Origin of the sequence: Halopseudomonas sp., from assembly GCF_041579695.1 — a bacterium.
Taxonomy (GTDB): Bacteria; Pseudomonadota; Gammaproteobacteria; order Pseudomonadales; family Pseudomonadaceae; genus Halopseudomonas.
Genome location: NZ_JBFGFI010000214.1, coordinates 1 through 1,264, shown reverse-complemented (window position 1 = coordinate 1,264; position 1,264 = coordinate 1). Strand labels below are relative to the sequence as shown.

General features: G+C 59.6%; 2 protein-coding genes. One reads left to right on the top strand and one right to left on the bottom strand.

Features of this window, described 5'->3' with window-relative positions; translation table 11 throughout:
* Positions 1-916 (top strand): MFS transporter (locus ABYA88_RS16515; protein WP_373188470.1); only part of this gene is annotated, 916 nt, incomplete at its 5' end.
* Positions 917-1,015: 99 nt separating this feature from the next.
* Here ABYA88_RS16515 and ABYA88_RS16510 read toward each other — a convergent pair.
* A partial coding sequence (locus tag ABYA88_RS16510; RefSeq protein ID WP_373188469.1) for a hypothetical protein occupies positions 1,016-1,264 on the bottom strand: 249 nt, incomplete at its 5' end.

Genomic DNA, 1,264 nt, shown 5'->3' with positions numbered 1-1,264 from the left:
TACCGACATGTTCGACTGGCGCACCGCCTTTTTCGTCGTCGGTTTGCCGGGCTTGCTGGTCGCCCTTGTGTTCAAGTTAACGGTCAAGGAGCCGCCGCGCGGCTACACCGATCCGGCGCAAGCCGAGCCAAAAGAGCGAGCCAGCCTGAGCGAGGCTATCCACGAGCTGATGGGCAAGCCTGCTTTCTGGCTGATGACCGCCGGCGCGACCATTGCCGCGTTCTGCGGTTACGGTATCTCCTCGTTCCAGTCTCTCTTTCTTGTCCGCACTTACGAAATCACTGCCGGTCAGGCAGCGATCTGGATTAACACCCCGGTAGCCCTGTCCGCGGCCGTTGGCACCTTCGCCACCGGTTGGCTGGCGACCAGGATTTACAAGAAGCACCCGGGCGCCATCGCCTGGGTACCGGCGGTGGGCCTGGCACTGTCGGTTCCTTTTTATATTTTCGCCTTCACCACCGACAAACTGCTCTACGCTGCAATCGGCCTGATCATCGGCGGCTTCGTGAAGTACGGCTATCTAGCCGCTCAGTACACGATCGGCCAGGGTGTGGTCAGCATGCGTGTGCGCGCAATGGCCACGGCAGTGATGCTGCTTCTGGTCAACCTGATTGGCTACGGCTTCGGCCCGCTGTTCATTGGCGCAGTCTCCGACATCTTCTTCAAGTCCGGCATCGCCGAGCTCGGGGTCGCGGCTGGCGAACTGGTGCGCAATCAGTGTCACCCCGCCGTGGTCGGTCAGCTGAACCAGAACCTGCAGGACGTTTGTGGGCAGGTCTACGCGCAAAGCCTTCAAACCTCCATGGTCATCATGGCCTGCTTGTACTTCGGTAGCGCTCTGTGCTTCCTGTTGACCTGGCGCCGGATGGGCAGGGATATGGTGGACAGGCAAGTTACAAAACCGGTCACTCCATAAGTGACTAACCAGAGGGCGCATTGCGCCCTCTTTTTTTGCGCGTAGAAAAGTTCAGCGGCGAGGCCAGTCGCCTATAACCCCCATTTGCCGAGCTGCTGATCAATAGCGCTCTGCTCGTTGCTGACGAATACCGCTGCCGTAATTACGGTTCTGATGTTTCCGCGGATCCTCTTGATACTGCTGTTGCCTGGAGTTGTTGAGCATGCGGTCGCGGTTGCGGACCCAGGTCTCACGCTCCCGGTTACGTTGCTCCTTGTACCGCTGCTGCTGAGCGCGGTAATCCGGCCGTTGATACTGGTCGTTACGCTGTTGATTGGGGCGCTGGTGCTGTGACCAGCGATCGCGGTG